Origin of the sequence: Mycobacterium asiaticum (genome assembly GCF_001673315.1) — a bacterium.
Lineage (GTDB): Bacteria > Actinomycetota > Actinomycetes > Mycobacteriales > Mycobacteriaceae > Mycobacterium > Mycobacterium asiaticum_B.
Map to the genome: position 1 here is coordinate 1 of NZ_LZLQ01000052.1, position 18,730 is coordinate 18,730.

Annotated in this window: 19 protein-coding genes and 1 tRNA gene; 14 read left to right on the top strand and 6 right to left on the bottom strand. The window is 63.5% G+C overall.

Annotated elements, in window-relative coordinates; translation table 11 throughout:
* The 8 genes from A5636_RS07850 to A5636_RS07885 all read left to right on the top strand — a co-directional run.
* Positions 1-914, top strand: a 914-nt coding sequence (locus tag A5636_RS07850) for an MCE family protein (RefSeq protein WP_172827179.1), incomplete at its 5' end; no start/stop codon positions are given.
* Positions 911-1,966: an MCE family protein gene (locus A5636_RS07855; RefSeq protein ID WP_065158128.1), complete on the top strand. Its 1,056-nt coding sequence runs from the start codon at positions 911-913 to the stop codon at positions 1,964-1,966. The genes A5636_RS07850 and A5636_RS07855, both read left to right, overlap by 4 nt.
* Complete coding sequence (locus A5636_RS07860) at positions 1,966-3,018, top strand: MlaD family protein (RefSeq protein WP_081287667.1); 1,053 nt, start codon at positions 1,966-1,968, stop codon at positions 3,016-3,018. The genes A5636_RS07855 and A5636_RS07860 overlap by 1 nt, the downstream gene beginning before the upstream one ends.
* On the top strand, positions 3,015-4,121 hold the full coding sequence (locus tag A5636_RS07865; protein ID WP_065158129.1) for an MCE family protein: 1,107 nt from the start codon (positions 3,015-3,017) through the stop codon (positions 4,119-4,121). The genes A5636_RS07860 and A5636_RS07865 overlap by 4 nt, the downstream gene beginning before the upstream one ends.
* Positions 4,121-5,359: an MlaD family protein gene (locus A5636_RS07870; RefSeq protein ID WP_065158130.1), complete on the top strand. Its 1,239-nt coding sequence runs from the start codon at positions 4,121-4,123 to the stop codon at positions 5,357-5,359. The genes A5636_RS07865 and A5636_RS07870 overlap by 1 nt, the downstream gene beginning before the upstream one ends.
* On the top strand, positions 5,356-6,606 hold the full coding sequence (locus A5636_RS07875) for an MlaD family protein (protein ID WP_065158131.1): 1,251 nt from the start codon (positions 5,356-5,358) through the stop codon (positions 6,604-6,606). Before A5636_RS07870 ends, A5636_RS07875 begins: the two co-directional genes overlap by 4 nt.
* A 21-nt stretch (positions 6,607-6,627) precedes the next feature.
* Positions 6,628-7,350 (top strand): tetratricopeptide repeat protein, encoded by a 723-nt coding sequence (locus A5636_RS07880; RefSeq protein ID WP_065158132.1) that lies wholly within the window; start codon positions 6,628-6,630, stop codon positions 7,348-7,350.
* Positions 7,351-7,361: 11 nt separating this feature from the next.
* A complete protein-coding gene (locus A5636_RS07885) occupies positions 7,362-8,138 on the top strand; it encodes a mannan-binding family protein (protein ID WP_065158133.1) in 777 nt (258 codons plus the stop codon).
* Here the strand turns inward: A5636_RS07885 and A5636_RS07890 are convergent.
* Positions 8,135-9,337: a L,D-transpeptidase gene (locus A5636_RS07890; RefSeq protein ID WP_065158134.1), complete on the bottom strand. Its 1,203-nt coding sequence runs from the start codon at positions 9,335-9,337 to the stop codon at positions 8,135-8,137. The two genes, A5636_RS07885 and A5636_RS07890, sit on opposite strands and share 4 nt — an antisense overlap.
* Positions 9,338-9,543: 206 nt before the next feature.
* Between A5636_RS07890 and A5636_RS07895 the strand changes: the two genes are divergently transcribed.
* A tRNA-Lys gene (locus A5636_RS07895) sits at positions 9,544-9,616 on the top strand.
* A gap of 67 nt (positions 9,617-9,683) precedes the next feature.
* Here A5636_RS07895 and A5636_RS07900 read toward each other — a convergent pair.
* Entirely contained in the window at positions 9,684-10,565 is an 882-nt protein-coding gene (locus A5636_RS07900) for an oxygenase MpaB family protein (RefSeq protein WP_065158135.1), read from the bottom strand.
* 215 nt (positions 10,566-10,780) lie between these two features.
* Here A5636_RS07900 and A5636_RS07905 point away from each other — a divergent pair, with 215 nt between their 5' ends.
* Positions 10,781-12,532 (top strand): DUF3556 domain-containing protein, encoded by a 1,752-nt coding sequence (locus tag A5636_RS07905; RefSeq protein ID WP_065158136.1) that lies wholly within the window; start codon positions 10,781-10,783, stop codon positions 12,530-12,532.
* 112 nt (positions 12,533-12,644) lie between these two features.
* Here A5636_RS07905 and A5636_RS07910 read toward each other — a convergent pair whose 3' ends face one another.
* Entirely contained in the window at positions 12,645-12,872 is a 228-nt protein-coding gene (locus A5636_RS07910; protein ID WP_065158137.1) for a DUF3618 domain-containing protein, read from the bottom strand.
* 96 nt (positions 12,873-12,968) lie between these two features.
* Between A5636_RS07910 and bcp the strand changes: the two genes are divergently transcribed.
* A complete protein-coding gene (gene bcp, locus A5636_RS07915) occupies positions 12,969-13,448 on the top strand; it encodes a thioredoxin-dependent thiol peroxidase (RefSeq protein WP_065158138.1) in 480 nt (159 codons plus the stop codon).
* On the opposite strand, the gene A5636_RS07920 is transcribed toward bcp, so the two are convergent.
* A complete protein-coding gene (locus tag A5636_RS07920; RefSeq protein ID WP_065158139.1) occupies positions 13,432-14,028 on the bottom strand; it encodes a TetR/AcrR family transcriptional regulator in 597 nt (198 codons plus the stop codon). The two genes, bcp and A5636_RS07920, sit on opposite strands and share 17 nt — an antisense overlap.
* A 100-nt stretch (positions 14,029-14,128) precedes the next feature.
* Between A5636_RS07920 and A5636_RS07925 the strand changes: the two genes are divergently transcribed.
* Positions 14,129-14,602, top strand: coding sequence for a DUF1772 domain-containing protein (locus A5636_RS07925; protein ID WP_065158140.1), 474 nt, complete (start codon positions 14,129-14,131; stop codon positions 14,600-14,602).
* A 51-nt stretch (positions 14,603-14,653) separates the two neighbouring features.
* Positions 14,654-15,034, top strand: coding sequence for a DUF4267 domain-containing protein (locus A5636_RS07930; protein WP_065158141.1), 381 nt, complete (start codon positions 14,654-14,656; stop codon positions 15,032-15,034).
* Positions 15,035-15,042: 8 nt separating this feature from the next.
* Here the strand turns inward: A5636_RS07930 and A5636_RS07935 are convergent, their stop codons facing one another.
* Both A5636_RS07935 and A5636_RS07940 read right to left on the bottom strand, forming a co-directional pair.
* Positions 15,043-16,416 (bottom strand): HNH endonuclease signature motif containing protein, encoded by a 1,374-nt coding sequence (locus tag A5636_RS07935; protein ID WP_065158142.1) that lies wholly within the window; start codon positions 16,414-16,416, stop codon positions 15,043-15,045.
* Between the two features lie 62 nt (positions 16,417-16,478).
* Positions 16,479-17,831, bottom strand: a complete 1,353-nt coding sequence (locus A5636_RS07940) for a dipeptidase (protein WP_065158143.1) — start codon at positions 17,829-17,831, stop codon at positions 16,479-16,481.
* A 30-nt stretch (positions 17,832-17,861) separates the two neighbouring features.
* On the opposite strand from A5636_RS07940, the gene macS reads away from it, so the two are divergent.
* Positions 17,862-18,730: MacS family sensor histidine kinase (macS, locus tag A5636_RS07945; RefSeq protein WP_065158144.1), on the top strand; the 869-nt coding region annotated here is incomplete at its 3' end.

Below are 18,730 nucleotides of genomic sequence, written 5' to 3' on the forward strand. Positions count from 1 at the left end.
CGGTGTCAGCGCTGTTTGACGCGGCGCGGGGATTGCAGGCCACCGCTCCGGAACTTCTCGACGCCCTCCACCAGGCCGTCGAGCCGATGCAGACCTTTGCCGAGACTCGGGAACAGTTGACGTCCTTGCTCTCGGCCGCCGATTACACCGTCGGCACCACACACCAATCATTCAACAACCACATCGATCAGCTGATCAGGATCAGCACCGAACTCACACCCGTCGTGGGCGTGCTTGCGATCAAGTCGAACAATTTCGTCCCTGCTGTCACCAAGCTGGACAATCTGGCCAGCAAGTTCATGGAGGAAGTGTGGGTGCCGGAACTCGGCGTCGGGCACATGCGCGCCCGAATTTCATTCACCCAAACTTTCGCCTACAGCCGCGCCGACTGCCCGCGCTACGGCGAACTCAAGGGACCCAGCTGTTACAACGCACCGCTGGTCCCCAACAAGCCCGCCCTGCCCGATGTGCTGCTGCCCCAGAATTATCAGCCACCCAAGGATTTAGCGCCTCCGCCGGGAACTGTCGTCGGCCCGGACGGCAATCTGGTGGTCGTGGGCCCGCCCGCCATCAACCCCTACCCTGGCCTGACCGACGCCAATCCTCCGCTGCCACCGTTTATTTCGCCCTCTCCCCCGATACGCACAGGCGCCAACCCGGACGATCCGGACCCCTCTCCGCCGGCGCACGGCCCAGTACCGCCACCCCCGTTGCTGGGTCCGCCCGCAGCGGGATCGGTCCCCACGCCATCGTCATTCGGAGGCAACGTGGGACCCGTTGGCAGTCAGTATGAACGGAACCTGCTGAGTGTCATCAGCGGTCGGCCCGCGACGGCAGCCACCGAAATACTGCTGGGACCGGTTGCCCGGGGGACGACGGTTTCGCTGGTCCCCTCCTCCGGAGGCTCCCGATGAAGTTTCGAGGACCTCTGATCGGTCTGTCCCTGTTCATGATTGTGGCCCTGTCGTTGACGTGGCTGGTCTATGTCAGCTTGCGGCGCGACGTGGCCGGGAGGACGGCCCCATATACGGCGATCTTCACCGACGTCTACGGGCTGCGGGAGGGCGATGACGTCCGGGTGGCCGGGGTGCGGGTAGGCCGGGTCGAAAAGGTGGAACTGGACGGCCACCTCGCGAAAGTATCCTTCGTACTCCAACAGGAGCAGCGCGTCTTTGGCAACACGGTCGCGTCGGTGACCTATCAGAACATCGTCGGGCAGCGTTATCTCGGTTTGTCACTGGGACATGAGGGCGGCACCGCTCAGCTCCCGGCCGGCAGCACCATCCCGCTGGAACGCACCGAACCGTCCTTCGATGTCACTGCGCTGCTCAACGGGTACGAACCGTTGTTCAGTCTGCTGAATCCGCGTGACGCCGACAACCTCACCAAGGGCGTCCTGGAATCGCTGCAGGGCGACACCTCGTCGCTGGCCACCCTGATCAGCCAGACATCGCTGCTCACCGAAACTTTTGCCGGACGAGATCAGGCTTTGGGCAACGTAATCACCAACCTGAACAAGGTGGTGGTCAATCTCGCCGCACAAAACGAGGATCTCGACGGTGTCCTCACTCAGACCCGCGATGTCGTCGCCGTCCTCAACCAACGACGTCCGGACCTGGTGTCCTCGGTAGGCACCATGTCGCGGATGATGACCCACCTCGCGTCCGCAGCGCACGAGGACTATCCGGCACTGCGCGAGTTCATCGATCGCCGACCGGGCGTCACCCGCCACCTCCTCGACGTCGAACCTCAGGTGGCGTTCTTCGGAGACAACGTTCCACTATTGCTCAAAGGCCTTGTCCGCGTGGGTAACCAAGGCGCATATGGTAACGCGTACGCGTGTGACGTGAACATATTCGGATTCTTCCCCGGCCTCAACGACGTCGTGCCGATCATCGTGAACGCCGCAACGCCCGGGAATAAGGCTATGCACACCCCGAGGTGCAGGAATGTAGGTGGTGGGTGATGAGGCTGGCCGAATCCTCGACGTTGCGCCGATCCAAGCGTCGTCCGCTGGAGAGTTACAACAAGGCGTGGCTTGGGTTCACCGCCTGCGCCGTGGTCGCGGTGCTGATCGGGGTCATGCTGTCGGTGCATGCGATCGGCGCCGGATACCGGCATTACACCGCCGAGTTCCTGCAGGCCGCGTCGCTGCGGCCCGGGAATCCAATTACCGTCGCCGGCATACCTGTTGGTGAAGTCACGAGCATGAAGTTGGATGGCGATCACGTCGAAGCCGGCTTGAAGATCCGCGACAACGTAAAGCTGGGAAAGGATTCGAAGGCCTCCATCAAGGTCACCACCATTCTGGGCTCGCGATACCTCGCTCTGGAACCCAACGGCTCCGGGTCCTTGGCCCACGGCACATTCGACCTGGCCCACACCGAGGTGCCCTACGATCTGCAGGCCGCATTGCAGGACGCCACAACCACTTTCGAGCAGGTCGACTCGGACAGATTCGCAGAGTCGCTGGCCGTGCTCGGCAAACAACTCGAGAAACTGCCGCCCGTGGTGCCGCAGGCGATGTCGAACATCGACTCGCTGTCGTCGATCATCGCGCAACGCCGCACTCAACTCGGCGAACTGCTCAGAAGCACACAGCAAGTCACCAACACGCTTCGGCGGCAACAGGCCAGCATCGGCAATGTGGTCAATCAGGCGCAGCAGCTACTGGGTGAGTTCGCCGCCCGGCGCGCCGTGTTCCACGCCATGATGCGATCCCTGACCAGCTTTGTCGACACCATGAACCAAGTCGTCGTCGATGACCGAACCGGCGTCGAGGCACTGTTGAAAGACATGCGGGAGTTCACCGACATGGTGGCCAAGCATGACGATCTGTTGGGCAACCTGCTGCAGGTCACTCCGGTATTCGTACGCGAAGCCACCAACCTCACCGGTGATGCCAACGCGGTGAGCTTCAACCTGCCCAGCTCTCTGCTGATCGACTCATGGATGTGCGCGATCAGTGGACGAGCTGAGCAGTTCGGCATGATCCCGTATTACAAGGACTGCAAATGAGACGCCGGGTCATCGCACTCGTTGCTGTTGCGGCAGCGGTCATCGCGGTTGTCGGCGTCGGGCGGTGGTATGTGACCGGCAAGCGGGACCCGATCACCGTGACAGCTCAATTCGACAGTGCCTCAGGGCTATACGAGGGCAACGTCGTAGCTGTCCTGGGCATGCCGGTCGGGCGGATTACCAAGATCAATCCAAAAGGGCGTTACGTCGAAGTCGAATTCACCGTCGACCCAGACGTCAAGGTCCCGGCGAACGTACAGGCTGTCACCGTCTCTACGTCGATCCTCACCGACCGGCAGATCGAGCTCACGCCGCCCTACCGTGGTGGACCAACCTTGGAAAACCACGACACCATCGGCTTGACCCGTACCAAGACGCCGGTCGAGTTCAGCCGGGTCTTGGCCGTTTTGGACCGGGTGACCAAATCTCTCGAGGGCGACGGGCACGGGGGCGGACCCGTCGCCGACGTGCTCAACGGCGGCGCGGAAGTGGTGAACGGCAACGGAACAAAGATCAAAGAAGCACTCGACGAGTTGTCCAAAGCGCTTCGGCTGAGCAGCGACGGCGGGGCTCAAACCCGCGCCCAGATCACCACAATCATCAAGAACATCAGTTCGCTGTTCGAGGCCGCCGCCAACAACGACGGCAAGCTGCGCGAGTTCGCCTCCACCATCCACCGGGTCAGTCAGATCCTCGCCGCCGAGGACATTGGCAGCGGCAGCACCGGCAGGAAACTCGACCAACTGGTCCAACGCGCGGGTGACCTTCTGGACGCGAACCGCGACACCATTCGGCAAGCCTTGCTCAACGGCAACACAGTAGCCAGGACACTGGTCGACCATCGGCGCGAACTTGCTGAAACCCTGGACGTGGCTCCCCTATTGGCTGATAACGCTTACAACATGGTCGACCGGGAGAACGGCGCCGTGCGGGCACACTTCCTGACAGACCGAATGATCTTCGATAGCCAGCTGACCAAGGAGATCTGCAACCTGATGGGGCTTCGGCAGTTGGGTTGCAGCACGGGGACCGTGCAGGACTTCGGCCCGGACGTCGGATTGACCTACGTGCTCGACGGCTTGGCAGCGATGGGCCAGAAATAATGCGCGTCCGATTCAGCACCCTGACTGCCATCGCTGCGGTGGCCCTCGTCAGCGCCGGGTGTGCCACCAACGGCCTTGCCAGCCTTCCCCTTCCGGCACCCGGACTGGGATCGGGCGGCTATGTTCTGACGGCGGTGTTCACCAACGCGCTCAACCTCCCGATGAACGCCAAGGTCAAACTCGCGGGCGCTGACGTCGGCCAGGTGGAGTCCATGGTCGCCCGCAACTACACCGCGATCACCACCCTCCGCATCCGAGCTGGTGTCCTGCTCCCGCGCGGAAGTTCGGCCGAACTACGCACGGCCACACCGCTTGGCGACGTGTTCGTGTCCGTTCGGCCACCGGCCGAGACGTCGCCGGATACTCCCTTGCTGAGAAATGGCGACACCATCGGTTTGGAATCGACCGCGGCTGCCGCAACGGTCGAGTCGGTGCTGAGCTCGGCCGCCATCCTGGTGAACGGCGGTGCGGTGCGCAACTTCACCAATATCATCAACGGTTTCGGCAAGGCTACCGGCGACCAAGGGCACGCCTTCGGGGACCTGATCCGCAAATCCAACCACCTGCTCGGCACGATGGACGCGCGTTCCGGGCAGATCTCCGACGCGTTGACCGAATTGTCGCGACTCAGCTCGGAACTCGACGCAAAAAACCAGCAACTGAGTGATCTGATGGCGGCCGCCAACCCCGCGATGACCGCGCTATCCGACAACACCAATCAGTTGTCCAACCTGGTAATGCAGGTTGGTGACACCAGCCGGGTGCTGTCGAGGTTCCCATCCTTGAGTGGAACCGACACCAGCGGCAGGAGCGTTATTCGCGACTTGAACACCGTGGCCGGCGCCGCCAACGATGTTGCGGTAAGTCCCGACACCAGCTGGGTACCGCTCAACCGGATGATGCCCCCGTTGATCAAATCGACTGCAGGCAACGCGATCTCCGTGCACGTGGGCGTTGACCAGCTGGTTCTGGGATCGATTCCGGACATCGGCTTTCCCGGTGACCGAGGCCTGCACGGACCGACCAGGTTCACCTGGAACCAACTGATCGGGTCGCTGAAGTACACGCTGTGGCGCCTGCAGGAGCGCATTGTCGGGCGCGGACCCGATTCGCCCCAGGTTCCGGTGATCCCTGATCCGAACGTCCCAGGCGGAATCCTCGTCGCCCCCGGGCCGGTGCCCGGCGGGACACCCCCAGCGGAAATGCCCGGCCCGCTGACACCGGGGCCTCCGCCGTGATCGATTCGGTTGCGACACAAGTCGTCCGCACAGTGCGAGCCGCGCACCGACGTCAGGTCTGGCTGTCAGTGGGCGGGCTGGTACTTACCCTGGTGATCGCCACCGCCTACCTGCTCGTCGGCGCGCTGCGGGTGAGACCATTCGAATCGTCCTACCGGGTGACCCTGCAATTGGCCGAGTCCGGTGGGCTGCTGCCCAACCAGGATGTCGCGCTGCGCGGCGTGCGGATCGGACGCGTCGAGTCGCTGCAAATCACCGACCGCGGCGTGAACGCCGTTGCCAGCATTACGTCCAAGGTCCGGATCCCGACGAACAGTGTGGCTCACGTCTCGGCGCTGTCGCCTGCCGGTGAGCAGTACATCAATTTCGAGGCCGAATCCGACGCCGGGCCTTACTTACACGACGGCAGCGTCATCGGGCTTGATCGCACGGGTGTCCCGGTCAGTCTGGCGCAACTACTGGGCGACGCCGACGGGATGCTGGCACAGGTTGATCCCCGCAAGGTCGAGTTGATCAAGCAGGAACTCAGCCTAACCAAGGAGGGGCCCAACAAATTGGCCGCCATCGTCGACGGTGGCACCATGTTGCTTTCCACGCTCGATTCGGTGCTGCCCGAAACCACCAGCATTCTGCGAACCAGTCGCGTCGTGCTGACGCTGGCGGCCGACAAGAACGCCGGACTGGCCGCTACCACCGCCGATCTCAATCGCACCTTGCTCGGGGTGGCCAGGATGCAGGCCGGTTATCGCCGATTGACAGCGCAGACACCACAAGCGCTTTCGGCAATCGACAATCTGTTCACCGACAATTCCGAGACCATGGTGCAGCTGTTGGGCAGCTTGGCTACCGCCTCCCAGCTCCTTTACCTCAGAGTGCCGGCGCTCAATGCACTCTTTCCGGACTATCGGGGTTCGGCGCTGGACGCGGTTGCCAGCGCCTTTCACGATCACGGCGTCTTCGCGACAGCCGAACTCTATCCCCGTTACGCCTGCGACTACGGAACACCGACGCATTCACCCTCCGCCGCAGACTATTACGAACCGTTCATCTACACCTACTGCCGCGACGACGACCCAGGGGTGGGAATCCGGGCCGCCAAGAACGCGCCACGGCCTGCCGGGGACGACACCGCAGGCCCGCCGCCCGGAGCCGACCTGGGACGGCGGACGGATCCAACGCCCAAGGGCCGCTTCACTATTCCCACGCCCTATGGCGGCCCGCCGCTACCCATCGAACCACCACACTAAGTCCGACACTCGCTCAAGGAGATGATTGTGGTCGCAACCACCGAGCAGGACCTCGACACCGAAACCCCCGATGTCGCAGTCGAAGACACCACGGCTGCCGATGATCAGGACATCGAAGCGACCGAAGCCGCCGAAGACACCCCAGACCTCGAAGACACCCAAGACGCAGAAGACGCAGAAGACACCCAAGACACCGAAGACACCGAAGACACCGAAGACGGGCCGCTGCTGGGCAAGCGCGAGCAGGCAAAGCGGCACAAGCGACCCTGGCGGCGATACCTGCGCCGTAGCATACTTCCCCTGTTACTGGCTGCCTCGCTTGCTGTTTCGGGATTCTTCGGCTGGAAATTATGGCAACAGCATCAGGTTCAAGTGGCCGGTCAGCAGGCTCAACAAGCCGCCGTCAAGTACGCGCAGGTGCTGACAAGTATCGACTCGAACAACGTCGACGAAAACTTCCGGCAGGTGCTCGACGGCGCCACCGGGGAGTTCAAAGACATGTACACCCAATCCAGCGTGCAGCTCCGACAGCTGCTGATCGACAACAAAGCCACCGCGCACGGCGTGGTGGTCGACTCCGCTGTCGCCTCGGAAACCACGAATAAGGTTGTGGTGCTGGTCTTCATCGACCAGACCGTGGCCAACATGGCGGTGCCAGATCCGCGCATTGATCGCAGCAGAATCAAGATGACCATGGAGAAAGTCGACGGCCGCTGGCGCGCCAGTAAAGTCCAACTACTTTGAGCGAGCCAGCGATGATCACACGACTATTCCCCACCGCATTGCTGGTTGCCGCAACAGTGATCAGCGCGACGGCAGGTGCAGCGACGGCACACGCCTCTGCCGAATCATTCTGCGGCGAACTCGGCGGTGGTTGGGACGGCCAGTACTGCCACACCGCGGTGACCTCTGAACGCAACGCCGTGCGCGACATCAAAGTCGCCGTGCCCGCGGATCTGATAGACAACCCCACCACGGGCCCGGTCATCCGCGACTATCTGCGCACCCTGGTGGGCAATTGGCGAAACGCCAACGCGCACATGGCCGCCGACAGCTACGGCGAGGAGAACTACCAGGTCTTCCAGCACGGCAACCTGCTGAGTGCGGTCTTCCACGAGGACTACCACGCCGACGGACCCAAACCGAACAACGCCTACCGCACGTTCACATTCGATATGGCCGGCGGCCGACGGGTCCAACTGGGAGACCTGACCAACGGCAATCCCCTGACCGTCATCCCACCGCAGGCGCAGCCGTTCATCGAAGGTGCGCTCAACCAGGCCGCCCCGCCGCACGACCCGGGCACCTATCCCTTCGTGGTGGACCGCTGGACTCCGGACAAGGTCTATTCCGGCGCCTACCGGGCATGGGCGATAGCCCCCGATGAGCTGATCCTTTATATGCCCGACTATCCCGTCGGCCACGACGAGCCGGTGAATTTCTCGCCGGGCCTTCCCCAGTGGTTCATGGACGGCGGCACGGTAGAAGCGCACATCCCGCTGTCCGCGTTGAGTTCGGTGCTGCGAGTTTAGGACGCGTTGGCGTTGCCTGCGCGCCACTGCTCCCAGGGGATGTTCCAGTCGCCGAGACCGTCGGTGCCCGGCAGGATGCTGCCCACCGTGTTGACGATTTCAACGATGTCACCGCGTTTTGTGTGGTCGTAGAACCACACGGCGTTGCTCGGGCTCACGTTCAGACAGCCATGGCTCGTGTTGGAGTGACCTTGGGCGCCTACCGACCATGGGGCAGAGTGCACGAAGATGCCGCTGTAGGAGATTTGCGTGGCCCAATCCACGTCGGTGCGATACCCGTTCGGCGAATTGACCGGCACGCCATAGGTGGAAGAGTCCATGATGATGTGCTTGAACCGCGCGCCCACGGTGTAAATCCCGTTGTTGGTCGGCGTGCTGTCCTTGCCCATCGACGTCGGCATGGTTTTGACGATCTCGCCGTTGATTCGGACGGTGATGATCTTGGTGTTGTCGTCGACGGTCGCGACGAACTCGTCACCGACGGTGAAGTGTGTGTTGACGTTGTCCTCGCCGAACATCCCTTCGCCCAGATCAACGCCGTAAGTATTGACCGCCACGTCGATGTTGGTCCCTGGCTTCCAGTAATGCTCTGGGCGCCAACGGACTTCGCGCCGGTTGAGCCAGTAGAACGCGCCCTCCACCGGAGGGTTGGTGGTGATCTTGATGGCCTTCTCGGCGGCGACGCGGTCGGCGATGTTCTCGTCGAAGCGGATAGCGACCGGTTGCCCGATGCCCACCACCTCACCATCGCTCGGTACTACATACGGCATCGTCAAGTGCGCGGGCGAACTGGTCTGGAAGGTCATCTGGCGAGTAGCCGCACCACCCAACCCCGTCGCCTTGGCGGTCAGGGTGTAGCGCCGGTTGTAGCCGAGTTGTTCGGTGGTCTGCCAGTGCAAGCCATCGGGGCTGAGTTGACCCGCAATCTGCCTGCCGTTGTCGTTGACAATTGCAACAGATGCCAGCACGCCGTCGGCGACAGTCACTGTCACGGGAGCATCCACGGTGACACCGACTGCACCGTCTGCGACAGATGCGGTCAGCTTCGGGACCAGCAGGTCGGCGAAAGGCGTGCCCTTGTTCTCAATCACTTTGGCAGCAACGGGCGTGCTCCCTCCGCTGCTGCAGGCAACACCGCACACAGCAGCTAGGAGCATGACCAAAGCCAGCCATGATCGACGTCTGCGCAAAGGCGCCATCAAGTGACCTTCCAAATTCTGTTCTCTTAGTTCGGTCACCGCTGACCTGGATTGTTACCTGCATTGTAGTGTCTCACCGCGGCTCGGCGCGGCAAGCCGGATCAAATGGCCTCGGCCGCGTCCGCCGAGTTGGTGTAGCTCACTTTGAGGGATTTCCCTCCGCGACGCAATGCCTGTTATTGTCGGTAGCCGGTTCTGGCCGAGATGCGCCGTTAGCTCAGTTGGTAGAGCAGCTGACTCTTAATCAGCGGGTCCGGGGTTCGAAACCCTGACGGCGCACTTCATCTCTCTCGTAATCCCGTTCGTGAGCGCGAACCCGACGGATCCGACGCCGGTCTTGCAGTACTCACGCTGGCGGAGGCTGCTTTACCCGCTCCCCGCCCGGAGTCATCACCCACCTAATCCCCTGGACGAGCACCCGCCCTGCCATCCGCGTGACCGTCGCCTCCACCACCGGCGCATACGGCAGCCACAACGGTCGACGCGCCCACGCTGGCAGCATCGCCACCGCAGTCGCGGCCAGTACGCCGTAGACGGGTTTGGCCGGCAGCGCCAGTGGCGGTGTCAACAGCAGAAATTTTGCCGCATCACGCGCGGCCGCCGTGCCTTGCAGTTCGGGCCTATAGGCCTTGATCCGGTCCCGAAGTTCCCGTTCGGTCCGCGGTGGATCCGGCACGCCGAGTGCCGTTGCGACCACTGCCATGTCGGCCACATAGCCGTCCCGGCCCGCCTGGTCCAGCGGGTCGGCACCGTACCTCTGATGGGCGAGCAAGAAACTGTCCACCTCGGCGATGTGAACCCATTCCAGTAGGTGCGGATCCGACGCGTGATACGGCCGCCCGTCCGCAGCGACCCCCTTCACGTAGGTGTGGATACGCCGAACCTGGTCGACTGCCCGTTGGGCATCCTCGGCACAGCCGAAGGTGGTGGTCGCCAAAAATGTGCTGGTGCGCTGGAGGCGTCCCCACGGGTCACCCTTGTAGTCCGAGTGCTCAGCGACCCCGGCCATGGCCAGCGGATGCAGGGACTGCAACAGCAGTGCCCGCAGCCCACCCACGAACATCGACGCATCGGCGTGTACCCGGCGGATCGGACGGTCTTCGTCGAACCACCTATCGCCCGGGGTGCGGTGGATGCGGTCTCGATTCGCCGGTCCGTCAGGTCCGGCCACCATGGCGAACAGCCTGCTTCCGAGGTCGCGCCGAACCGCGCTGACTGCTGACGGCATAGTCACACCCCCACGTTACGAGGGCGATGATTGCTCCGGCGCCATTCGGCGAATAGGCGCTGGTCTGGTCCTTGCGCCGCTGCTCACGCGGGCGGATTACCGACTGGGCGGCCTCGACACGACCGCACGCCTGGCCGCGCGATGGCAAAACCTATCGTCTTGACAGAGGCCCCAGGTAATTTCAAGGCACACCACGCCCGTTCGAAGGAGCTGTGATGGGGTTCATCCAGCCGAATCTGCCTGTCGTCGACGTTCCCGAGTGGAGCAAGCGTCCGCGCGCTGAACGGGTGGTGCCGATGATGCGTCACATCGCCGAGAACGGATTCGGCACACCGCTAGTGATGCACGTGATTTATGGCGTGAAGATCGTGCTCTACATCCTGGGCGTCTGGGTGTGCGCGTGGTCCACCGCGGGCATCGAAGGCTTTACCGACGTCGCCAGGTGGTGGACCGAGCCGATCGTGTTCCAGAAGGCCGTGCTCTTCACCATGCTGTTCGAGGTCGTCGGCCTCGGGTGCTGCTTCGGGCCGCTGGCCGGCCGTTATTTCCCGCCGATCGGGTCGATTCTGTACTGGCTGCGTCCCGGAACCATCCGGCTGCCGCCCTGGCCGCGCCGAGTCCCGCTGACCAAGGGCCACAACCGCTCTTCGTTCGACGCGTTCCTGTACGGCGCATTACTGGTGTTACTCGCTTTGGCTTTGGTGTCCGACGGGACGGGACCGATTCCGGCACTGAACACCGCGATCGGGGTTTTGCCGCGCTGGCAGACCCTCGCGATTCTGCTGACGTTGGCAGTACTGAGCCTGCGCGACAAAGTGATTTTCCTGGCTGCGCGCGGCGAGGTGTATGCGCCGTTGGCGATCGCTTTCCTGTTCGCCGGGGCCGACATTGTGGTGGCGGCCAAGCTGGTGTGCGTCGTGATCTGGATGGGTGCCGCGACATCGAAGCTGACCCGCCATTTTCCGTTCGTGATCTCCACCATGCTGGCGAACAATCCCTTCATCCCGTCGGGATTTCTCAAGACGTCGCTGTTCAAGCGATACCCGGACGATTTGCGGCCCGGAGCTTGGTCGGGATTCATCGCCCACTTCTCCACTGCCATCGAAGGGCTGGTGCCACTGGCGCTGCTCTTCTCGCACGGCGGCTGGCCGACGACCATTGCCGCGTTTGTGATGATCGTGTTCCACCTGAACATACTGCTGGCCTTCCCGATGGGAGTGCCCCTGGAGTGGAACGTGTTCATGATCTTCAGCGTGCTGTGGTTGTTCGTCGCGCACGCTCCGTTAGGGCTGGGCAGCGTCACTGACGCCGTGGCGGTCGGCGTGCTGTTCGCGGTCATCGCCGGAACCGTCATCTTCGGAAACCTGTTCCCGCGCAAGGTTTCCTTCCTGCCCGGCATGCGGTACTACGCCGGCAACTGGGACACCACACTGTGGTGTGTGAAACCGTCGGCCGACGAGAAGATCCGTCTCGGTGCCCGCGCGCTGGGGCCGATGCAGCACTTGCAGCTCGAGCGGCTGTACAAGAGCAAAGAGGCCACTCTGGTCCCGCTTCATCTGGCCTATGCGTTCCGGGGGATGAACACGCACGGACGCGCGCTGTTCACTCTGGCGCACCGAGTGATGGCCGGCTACGACGAGGACGAGTACAACCTGTGCGAGGGTGAGATGGTGTGCGCGATGGCGGTCGGGTGGAACTTCGGCGACGGCCACATGCACAACGAATGCCTGATCGAGGCCTTGCAGGAGCGGTGTGGATTCGAGCCCGGTGAGGTGCGGGTGGTCATCCTCGACGCGCAGCCCATCCATGTTCAGCGACAGGAATACCGGTTGGTCGACGCGGCGACGGGTGAGTTCGAGCGTGGCTATATCGATGTCGAGGACATGGTCACCACCCAACCCTGGCGAGACGATCTCCCGGTGCACATCGCCAGCGCCACACCCCGACGCAGAGACCAGCCCGCATGACAACAGTCAGTCTCCGAGCGTGAAGCTGGCTTCACGTTCGACGCCGAGCGTGAAGCTGGCTTCACGTTCGCGGCAGAAATTGAAGCTGGCTTCACGTTCGCGGGCGAACGCGTCAGCGCTTCCTGATCCGGTAGATCACCACGACGACGGCGGCTACCCCCACCCCGGTCAACGACACCGTGACGATCGGCTTGTTCAGAAACTCGATCACCTTGGCCTTGACGTCGTCGGCCAGGCGGCGCGGATTGGCCCGCTCAGCAAGCGAGTCGACGGTGGCCGCCAACTGGTCGCGGGCTTGGTCGATCTCCTGCTTGATGGTGTCGGGATCGCGGTCCGCCACGTGTCTGTCCTCCAAGTCAGGCTGGTGCACTGACGAACTACCCTAGATCAGCCGGTGCGGGTCCCTACGCTCCGGTGAACAGAAAGGACTCTCCACTTGAGCGAGACCAGCCGGTTGGCCCCCGGAGACAAGGCCCCCGCATTCAGCCTGCCTGACGCCGATGGCAACGACGTGTCGCTTTCGAGCTACCAGGGACGTCGCGTCGTCGTCTACTTCTACCCCGCTGCGTCCACACCCGGCTGCACCAAGCAGGCTTGCGCCTTCCGCGACAGCCTGGCCGAACTCAACGACGCCGGGATCGACGTCGTCGGCATCTCTCCAGACAAGCCGGAGAAGTTGGCGAAATTCCGCGACGCCGAAGGGTTGACGTTCCCACTGCTGTCCGATCCCGAGCGCAAAGTCCTGACGGCTTACGGCGCTTACGGCCAGAAGCAGATGTACGGCAAGACGGTTACCGGGGTGATCCGGTCGACTTTCGTGGTCGATGAGAAAGGCAAGATCGCGGCCGCGAACTACAACGTCAAGGCTGCCAGCACCGCTTCCAGTATCCAGAAGATCATCAAGCACTCTGCTTAGGTTCGCCTCCGCCGGTGAACTGGTCGACCAGCAGTTGGACACGTTCGGAGTGGTAGTCAGGGCGCAGTCGTCCGGTACGGGTGAGGACAACCAGACCGTGCAGCGCGGCCCAGAACACTTCGGTGAGAGTGTCGGCCTGCTGTTCGTCCGTGACTGAACCTACCGCTTGCCGCAACTCGGCGAACGCTTTCACCAGCTCGGGCGGTGTGCTCTCGGCCGCGAAGCGCAGCGTGGTTGCGCGAGTGAACATCGCGTCGTAAACCGCAGGGTTGTCGCGAGCAAAATTCAAGTAGGCGTTGGCAATTCGGCTCAGGACATCGCCGGTGGTGGTGGCGCCGGACCCAGCGGCAGCACACACCTCGGCGAGCTCGGCGAAACCCTCAATTGCAACCGCCTCAGCGATTTGTTCCATGCCGGCGAAGTGCTTGTACAGCACCGGTTGGCTGTACTCGATCTCGGTGGACAACCGACGTGTCGTGACGGCATCCCATCCCTCGGCCTCGGCTATCCGACGGGCGGTGCCGACGATCAGCCGTCGACGCGCGTCTCGCTCCCGTTCGCGCCGATCCTGAATGGGCATGGTTGCGATAGTAGCACTGCTCTAAACACTAGCGCTGCTATTGACTCCGCCGGTGGCGAGGGTTAGCATTGCTAGCAATTGCTGTTGAAGGGAGGCCAATATGGTCCTCGACCCTGTCCGTCTCGCCGCACTGATCGCGGTGCTGAGCAATGCCGTGGTCTACGGCACCGACGTGTTTTGCGCGATCGTGCTGCGACCCGCCCTGGCGCTGATCGACGACGGCGCGTTGGTTGCGGTGACCGGAAGCGTTCATCGCTACGGCGGCCGGCGCATGCCCGCGCCTGGGGTACTCGGGCTTCTGGCTGCCGGCCTGAGCGCGGTCCTGGCTGCGGTCACCGCGCGTTGGACTCCGGCGATCGCGGCGGGCGCCGCGGTGCTCCTGCTGTCGATCTGGTTGGTGTTGTATACGCGGGTGAGCGCACCGATCAATCGGCGACTGACCGTCGCTGCCGTCGCCGGACAGCCATTGGCGAACGGCCGTGTGCTGCAGGCAAAGTGGGACCAAGTCATCGGCGCCCGCGCCGTGCTTCAAGGTTTGGCACTGCTTGCCTTGTGCCTGGTCCTGATGACTTAAAGGCGCCCAAGTCGTTCTCGCCGATCCACTAGCGGACCCAGGAGTCTACGCATGACCGCCACGACAATCGCCTACGCGCTCACCGGACTCATTGGCGCGGGCATCATCGTCATAGGTGCACGGTTCATCGTCGCGCCGCGGATCGCGGCCGCCGGATACGGTGTGCAACCAGATCTCAGCCAACCTTTCGCCGCCGCCTATCCGAGCGCCAAAGGCATTCGTGACATTGCATCCGGGCTTTTCCTGTTCATTCTCTTGGCCGCGGGTGCCACGCACCTACTCGGTTGGGTGATACTGGCCGCCACGATCGTCCCGCTCGCCGACGCGCTCATCGTGCTTGGCAACGGCGGCACTAAGTCGATCGCGCTGGGAGTCCATGGCATCACGGCCGTTGTCATGCTCATTACTTCCGCGCTGCTGCTCATCCCCTAGGGCTTCCCTCAATCGGGTTTGGCGTCATCTTGTTCGCAGAGGATCTTGTTGGGGTGGTGGTATCGGTTGATGCGGCGTTGGCCGCGGTCGAGGTGGGCTGGTGGGACCCATTCGATGTCGCCTGTGGCGGTTGTTCTTGTGGTCCAGCCCTTTTCCGCTAGCGGGTGGTGGCCACCGCAGGCAAAGGTGAGTTGACTGATGTCGGTGTCACTGGATTGCGCGTAGGGCAGCACGTGGTGCACCTCGCAGTAGTACCCTTTGACCGAGCAGCCGGGAAAGCTGCATCCGCGGGCCCTGGCGTACAACACAAGTCGCTGTGCGGGGCTGGCCAGACGTTTGGTGTGATACAGGGCCAACGGTGTGCCCTGATCGAAAATGGCGAGGTAGTGGTTGGCATGGCGGGCCAGCCGGATCACATCGCTGATGGGCAAACGGGTGCCGCCACCGGTCAGCGCGCATCCCGCAGCTGCTTGCAACTCTTTGAGGGTGGTCGTCACGACAATCGAAGTCGGTAGCCCGTTGTGCTGACCCAACTGCCCGGACATCAATAGCGCCCGGCCGGCGGTCAGCAGCGCGTCGTGGAAACGCTGGGCCTTGGACCGCCGATCGTGACGTGCGGCCTCTTCGCAGGGTTGTTGGTCGATGGCGGGGTTCTCGTCGTCGCGGTTGCACTGGCCGGGAGCGCCCAGCTTGGCTTCGATGGCTTCGAGCACCGCCCGCAATTCGGGGTCGACGTACCCGCTGACCGGTGACATGAGATCGGTCTGTTGCCGGCCAAGCGTGATGCCGCGTTTGCGTGCGCGGGCCTGCTGGTCGTCGTCCGGAGCGTCGCCGTCCTGGTCGATCATGTCGTAGAGCGCGCGCGCATCCTCGCGCAGTTCATCGGGGCGCAGCTCTACGGCCAGTGTGGCCAGCTGCTTCTCGGCCTCTTCACGGATATCCGGTGCCACGCTGGCGGGTAGCTTCTTGAAAAAGGTGCGGATCACTTTGATGTGTTCCTCCCCGATGCCGGCCTTGCGGCGGGCGGCGGCGGTGGCTGCCAACACCGGGGGCAGGGGTTCTCCGGTCAACGCCCAGCGCGGCCCGAGTTCGGCAGCATCGTGGATGCGGCGGGTGGACTCAGCGGGAGTGATGTGGAGGCGGTCGGCGATCACGGTGTGTAACCGCCCACCAAGTTCGGTGTCGCTACACCGGGCTTTGAGGTGGTTGATCAACTCCGGCTCGGCTACCCGTGCCTGGCGCGCGATCAGTTCACCGGTTTCCAGCAGGGCCATCCACTCTGGCGCGGTCAACGCGTCAAAACTCAACTCACACCAGCGTTTCGCATAGCTACGCAGCCCGTCGACCACCTCGATGATCTCCTCACGGCTGCTGCAACTCATTCCCGAATTCTAGGGCAGGGGTCTGACACGTACCGGCCAGAAGGCCAGCAGCACAGGATCTTTCACTCACCGAAACGATTCGACGAGCTACGGGCAAGATTCGCCAGCAATAGCGCTTCAGCCACCGCGGCGCGTTCCAGCACGCCCAGGTCCAGGCTCTCGTTAATGCTGTGTGCCTGAGTGCCGGGATCCTCTACCCCGGTGACCAGAATTTTGGCCTGCGGGAAAGCCGCGGCGAATTCGGCGATGAACGGGATCGAACCACCCATGCCCATGTCGATGGCATCGACTCCCCACGCTTGCCGGAAAGCCGCCCGCGCCGCGTCATAGATGGGGCCGCTGGCGTCGATGGCGTAGGGCTGGCCGATCTCGCCGCGAATGACCTCCACTTGGGCACCCCAGGGTGTGTGTTGCCTGAGGTGGGCCTCTACCGCGTCCAGATGCGCCACCGCGTCGCCGCCCGGCGCGACCCGGATACTGATTTTTGCGCGGGCGCGCGGGATCAGCGTATTCGATGCTGCCGCAACGGATGTGGTGTCGATACCAATAACCGTGATCGCCGGCTTGGCCCACAGCCGCTGGGGTACTGAACCGCAACCGATTTCGCTCACTCCGTCCAGCAGTCCCGAATCCGCGCGGACCCGCTCCGGCGGATAATCCACTGCAGCCGCGGAGCTTTCGTGCAAACCTTCCACGGCCACGTTGCCGTCGTCGTCGTGCAGGCTGGCCAACAATCGCACCAGCACAGTCAACGCGTCGGGCACCACGCCACCCCACAGGCCGGAGTGCAGCCCATGGTCGAGTGTGGCCACCTCCACCACGCAGTCGGCCATCCCCCGCAACGACACCGTCAGCGCCGGAGTCTCCGTACTCCAGTTGTCCGAGTCGGCAATCACGATCACGTCGGCGTTCAGTGCGTCGCGGTGAGCTTCCAACAGCCGGCCCAGCGACGGCGAACCCGACTCCTCCTCGCCCTCGACGAAGACCGTCACGCCTACCGGCGGCTGTCCTCCGTGCGCTCGAAATGCGGCCAAATGCGTTGCAATACCTGCCTTGTCGTCGGCAGTTCCCCGCCCATACAGCCGGCCGCCGCGTTCGGTCGGTTCGAAGGGCGGCGATATCCAGTGCTCGCGGTCGCCCTCGGGTTGTACGTCATGGTGGGCATACAGCAGCACGGTGGGCGCTCCCGGTGGTGCCGGATGCCGCGCGATGACGGCCGGCGCTCCCCCCTCGCTCACGATCTGAATATCGCCAAAACCAGCGTGCGACAACAGCTCCACCACAGCCTGCGCACTGCGGTGCACCTCGTCGCGGCGGGCCGGGTCGGCCCACACCGATTCGATCCGAACCAGATCCTCGAGATCGCGCCGCACCGAAGGCAGCACTTCTCGCACCCGTTCCACCAGATCAGTCACGCCTCCGAGGCTAGCTATGCTGAGCCGGTAATGGCGACCCACGGTCAACACCCGACCCCCGACCCGACGGCGCCGCTGTGGCGGGCGGCGCAGCTCTTCCGGCTGCTGAGCTGCCTCTACGCGCTGGGGTTCCAGATCGCTATCAATTCGGACCTGCACCACCCCGCGCTGAGCTGGTTCTTGTTCGCTGTGCTCATCGCCTGGAGTGTGGTCTGTGCGGTGGCCTACCTGCGCGGTTTCGGCCGTCGGCCAGCCTGGGTGCTCGCCGAACTCGTCGTTGTGGTGCTACTGATGCTGTCCACCGAGTTCGTCGCGTCCGGGCAGTGGGCGCACAACAATCAGACCTGGCCGACCACCTTGTGGGCCAGCAATGCCACCATCTCGGCGGCCCTGCTGTTCGGCCCGACCGGCGGCATGCTCACGGGTCTCGCGGTGACGGCTACCAGCGAAGCCGTCAAGGGGTATATCAACGTCAACCTCGGACGCAACGCCACCATCATCGTCGAATTGGCGGTCGGCTTGGCGGTGGGGTTGGCGGCCCGGACCGCGCGGCGCGCCCACGACGAATTGCAGCGAGCGGCGCGGTTGTCGGCCGCGGTGGAAGAACGGGAGCGGTTGTCCCGGCAAGTGCACGACGGTGTCATTCAGGTGCTTGCGCTGGTCGCCAAACGCGGGCACGAAATCGGCGGTGCCGCATCGGAACTCGCAAAGCTTGCTGGCGAACAGGAACGCGCGCTGCGCAGCTGGGTCACCTCGACCGACATGGAGAGTGACACGACCGCCAGCACGGCCGCAGACCTACGGGCATTGCTGCGCCGCAGGGAGGCCGACGGCGTGTCGATGAGCCTGCCAGGTACCCCGGTGGCCATGGACAGCGACGTGGCCCACGAGTTGGACGC